The organism is Bifidobacteriaceae bacterium (genome assembly GCA_031281585.1).
GTDB lineage: Bacteria > Actinomycetota > Actinomycetes > Actinomycetales > WQXJ01 > JAIRTF01.
Genome location: JAITFE010000108.1, coordinates 1 through 5033, shown reverse-complemented (window position 1 = coordinate 5033; position 5033 = coordinate 1). Strand labels below are relative to the sequence as shown.

The 5033-nt window shown below is 65.0% G+C and carries 1 protein-coding gene; it reads left to right on the top strand.

Annotation, left to right across the window (positions count from 1 at the left end):
- Nucleotides 1–141: 141 nt before the first annotated feature.
- Nucleotides 142–4872, top strand: a complete 4731-nt coding sequence (locus LBC97_12185; GenBank protein MDR2566784.1) for a hypothetical protein — start codon at nucleotides 142–144, stop codon at nucleotides 4870–4872.
- Nucleotides 4873–5033: the final 161 nt, after the last annotated feature.

Below are 5033 nucleotides of genomic sequence, written 5' to 3'. Positions count from 1 at the left end.
GGCTTCGTCTATGACGGCGCAATCTACCTTGCTGCCCGGAACATTCCCCCGGGCGGCGCGGCCGCGGCGTTGTTGCGCGAAGGGTACAGCCGGCTGGTGCAGACGGGGCGCGATAAAGCAGCCCCGGCGTACAAGCGGCTCATGGCCCTGTTGGCGAGCATCGACACGGAGCAGAACAAATCGAAGTGGTTCACGGAGGCCGCTGCGCGCATCCCCGAGGGCGTGACCGGGGAAGCCCGGCTCGAAGCCCTGGGCGCGCTGGCCCTGGAGACGTGGCTGGTGCGCCCGGGCAAACTTTCCGTGCGCATGCTGGCCTGGGTGCGGCACGCGATCGCCTGGGCGCGGACCTTGCTCGCCGAGAAGTTTGGGATCGAGACCGGGAAGATCGGCCCTGCCGAGATCGCCGTCATGGTGCGGCGCAGCCTCACGCAACCGGCGGCGCAGGACGAGGCCCAGTCTTTGGACGACACGCCGTACTTCTCGTTTGCAGGCGCGCGCGTCGCGAACCTGCCGGCAGAAGCGCAGGCCGCGCTGGAGAAGGCCAAGGCCGCGTACGAGGCCCAGGACATCGACGCCCGGAAGGGTTCCGAGGACTCGCTGGAAGTGGCCGACGCCGTGACCGAGGCCGAAGACATTCGGGCGGAGACCGGGTGGTTCAAGTGGGTGGATGGGCAGTGGCGCTACGAGATTAACGACTTCGTGTCCGGCCCGGCGATTGCGCGGGCGGACCCGTCCGAGTCGTTCGGCCAGGTGTTGCGCGAAAAATACGGCACAAGAATGCTAACGCACTTGACGGTGAAGGACTTGCTGCGTCATCCTACGCTCTTCGCGGTGTACCCAGAGCTCAAGGATATTCCCGTGCAAGTCTACGACGGGATCGGCGCGGCGCTTGTGACCGCCCGCCGCAAGATCGACTTCATCGAGATCGGGACCGAGAACCCCATCGGCAGGCTCCACTCGACCCTGCTGCACGAGCTCCAGCACGCGATCCAGTCGCTGGAAGGGCATGCGCACGGCACCAGCACGGAGGCCGAGGCCCGTCGGCTTGGGGTTGCGACCGCGCTTCGCCAGGCGCGGGAGCGCGTGGAGGCTCTGCGGCAAAAAGATCAGTCCGACCCCACGCGCGGCGTTGACCTCATGCACGCATCCAACGAATACCGCGCGCTTAAGGACCGCGTGTATAACCAATACCATCGGACCGCGGGAGAGGTCGAAGCACGAAACACGCAGGCAAGGAAGGATATGACCGAGAAACAACGCCGTGAAACCCCGCCCGCCGCGACCCAGGACGTCGCCGATGAAGACACGGCCCCTGGGGATTTGCGCTTTTCCGACCGCCCGGTCGTCCTCGGCGACGACATGACGACTGCGTTCTCGCTCCTCGCGCAGTTCGATGACGCCTTCCAACTGCCGACGCCCACGAAGACGACGGTCGCAGACATCGCCAAGGAAATCAACCCGCAGCTCCACGTGCGCGAACTGACGCCGAGCGAATACGGCAGCGCGGGTGCGCGCAAGGGCTGGGCCATCGATACGCCCGTGGGCACCAGCCGGAGCGCGCGCGGGCTGTTGTATGAGCGCGACGGCCGGGTCTGGATCAACGTTGCCGGGCTGACGGCCGGGGAACACTCCGGCAACCAGATTTACGCCATCGCCGCGGGCTACGCGCACAACACGAAGAAAGTCTTCATGGGCGACCCCGAGGGGTTGTCCCCGACGGGCTTCTACCGTCGGCTGGAGAACATGATCTCCTCCGCGCTGCGCTACGGCACCACGGACCACCTTGCGCCGCATGAGTCGCAGCGCCAGCCGGAACGCTTCCACCCGGGAGCAGAGTACAGCGGCCTGGGCATCAAGTGGAAGCCGGGCGACACCGTGCATAACTTGACGGAGATGATGCGCGCATCGTACAATGCAGCCTTGCGCCAACTCCCCGGGATTAAGGACTTCACCTATGACTTCGACAGACAATCGTTCGTGGACCTCCGAACAGACGCTAGCGTCACTCGCGACGGAATGCGAAAAGCGATTCGAAATGTATCCCCCGGAGCGTCGCAGAGCTATACTGGCGGAAGCGCGACGACGGCGCGAGCAGTGCTGTACGGTACCATTCTACGCGGAAAAGGAACGTCGGATGGGCCCTCGGCTCTGGCTGGACCTGGCCGCCAGCTATCAAGGGGAAGCCTAGACCCCGAGCTCGACCACATCTTCTACTCCGAGCGCGCAGACGAAGCCGCCGCGGAGCCGACCTACACCCCGGGCGCCGAGGAAGAAGAAATCCGTCAGTGGGTCGCCAAGGCCCTCGGGCCCAAGGTCAAGGTGGCCTTCGAGGACCTCGCGGGCGGGAAGAATGCCGAGTGGTCGCGCAAGGACACCGAGGCGGTGATGAAGATCGCCACCTCGGCCCTGAGTCCGCTTTCGGTGGCGCACTTCGAGGCCATGCGGGAGCTTTTCGCCCGCCTGACCAAGGCCAACAGCCCGCTCGCTACCACGCTGGCGCGCAATTTCAGCAAGCCCTACATCCAAAAGGCGTTGCGCGAGCACCTGCCCAAGGACGTCTGGGACAGCCTGGACGACATCCCCACCCGCATCGCCTACGGCTTCCAGCTTTGGGCCGGGGGCAAGCGCTTGTTTGAATCGAGCACGCTCCCGCTCTTCCGGCGGATCAAGGCGTTCATCCAGACGCTCCTGGGAATCGTGACCGATTCCGAACGCATCGAGCATATCTTCCACGCCTTCGGGAGCGGGAGACTTGCGACCGAGAGCGCCGTGGCCGCGGCCCTCAAGAGTGACCCCGTGCTCGCGGGCCGCTACACCCTGGATGCCGAGACCTTGCTCAAAGCCACGTGGAACGGGCTGAACGCGCTGCTGGCGACCGCGCAGAACACGCTCACGGATTCCAAGATCAAGGAATTCCAGCAGATCGGGCACCTGCTCTCCAAGCCAACGGGCACGGCGACCAACGCCGCGAACCCGGAGAGCTACCTGGATGCCAAGGCCCGGCGCTCCAACGAGTTCTATTCCGCCTTCTACGCCACCTTCCACAAGGTGACGCCCGAAGCCTCGGACGACGCCATCAAGCGGTGGCGCGGTGGCGCGTGGAAGGGGAACGCCATCGTTGAGGATATGCAGCGGATGATGGCGAAGCTCTACCGCTACACCAACGAGGCAATGGGCCAGTCCCTGGACCCCAACAATCCGCGCTTCCCCCGCGTCTGGGACCCGGAGGCGATCCGCGACAACTTCGCGAAGTTTACGAAGGCCCTCCAGGCCGCCTACGAGAAGGCCACGCAAAAGACGCTTTCCGCCACCGACGCAGAGGAGCTGGCGCGAGCGCTGGTCTATAACCCCGCGAGCGAGCAATTCGACCAGGGCGGACTGAAACGGGCGCTGCCCGTGGGCGTCGCCAAGGCCGGGAACCCGCTCTGGTTCCTGGAGGACGCGGACTTCGCCGCCTACATCGAGCCGACGCTGGAGGGGACGATGACCGCCAACATCGCCGCGGCGGTGCGCACGGCGGAATACGCCCGCAGAATGGGGCCCAAGGGCGAGAAACTCCAGGCGTTGCTCAACGCCGGGATCGCGCGCCAAGTCCCCGGATGGGAGGCCGCGCTCAAAGCCGCGGTCGCCGCGCTGGTGGCCCGAAAGAGCCGCTTGAAGCTCCAGGGCCGCACGCCGCAGGAAATCCGCGACGCGCTGCGGGCCGAGGGCTACGTGGATGGGCAACCGACGCCGTACATGGTCTCCCGGTACTTGAACGACGCGGCAAGGGCGAAGTTCGCGGCCTTCGAGCCGGAGCTGAACCGCGCCACGCGTGCCATCGCCGCCATCGACGGCTCCCTGGGCGCGAACATCGACCCCCGGCTGCGCAAGACCCAGGCGACCTTGCTGGTCTATGAGAATTGGCGCTTGATGGTCACGTCCCTGTTCTCGCAGTTCATCGACCCCCTGGGCGTGATCATCCGGGGCGGGACCTTGAAAGACGCGTGGAACACCACGCAAGAAGCGTGGAACTCCGCATTCGCCGCCTGGAAGGGGACCCCGCGCCAGGATGCGTTCGCCCTGCTGGCCCAACGCATCGGCACAACCGCGCCGATCGCCGCCATCGCCGGGCAAAGCGACGCCTGGACGGGGGGGATACTGGGGAAACAGGCGAAGCGGTGGAATGATCGCCTGTTCCGCCTCAACGGGGTCGAGGGCTTCGCGCAAGGCACCCGGATCGGCGCGACAATGGCCGCGATCAACTTCATCAAGCACCACCGCGAGCTCCCGGAGAAGCACAGCGCGCGCTGGCTGGAGGAACTGGGGCTCAACCCCAAGGAAATCCGGCTGATCGGCGAAGAAAAAGAGCTGGACTACAACGATGAGCGCATCAAGCAGGCGATCTTCCGGTGGGTCGAGGGCGCGGTGCTGCGGCCCAACGCGGGCATGCGGCCTTCCTGGGCCTCGGACCCGCACTACGCGCTGATCTTCCACTTCAAGCAATTCACCTACGCGGTGCAGAAGGTACTGCTGGAGCGCATCGCCCACGAGGCCAGGAACGGGAACTTCCGCCCTGGTCTCCTGATGGTGCTGACCTTCGTCCCGGTCATGATCGGCGCGGGCATGCTGCGCAGTTTCATGAGCAATATGGGCGACACGCCGGACTACCGCGAAAAATGGGGGCCGAGTGACTTCCTGTGGGACGGCGTGCAGCGCGCCGGGCTCCTGGGCGTGACGCAACTTGGCGTTGACGCGGCGACCTACGGCCCCGGCGAACTCCTCGGGCCAACCTACGACCACGCGCATGACCTGGCGACCGGGAGCAATACCGAGAAAGAGCTCGTCGGCTCACTCCCGGGCGGCTCGCTCCTGAAACAAGCGCTGTACTAAAACAAAAAATTTCGTAGGCGTGGGGATATGAGTCAGACAGAATAAGGGGCTCTTCGCACGGGGCGTTACAAATAACGTCCCGTTAAGGGCCCTTTCTCATTTTTATATTAGGGGGATTAATTACGCGCTATAATTCAGCCAACGAGCACCCCGTTAGATAC

What these genes read in the sequence shown, in the direction of transcription:
- LBC97_12185 (MDR2566784.1), top strand. Translation starts at nt 142, where the DNA reads ATGGCCCTGTTGGCGAGCATCGACACGGAGCAGAACAAATCGAAGTGG.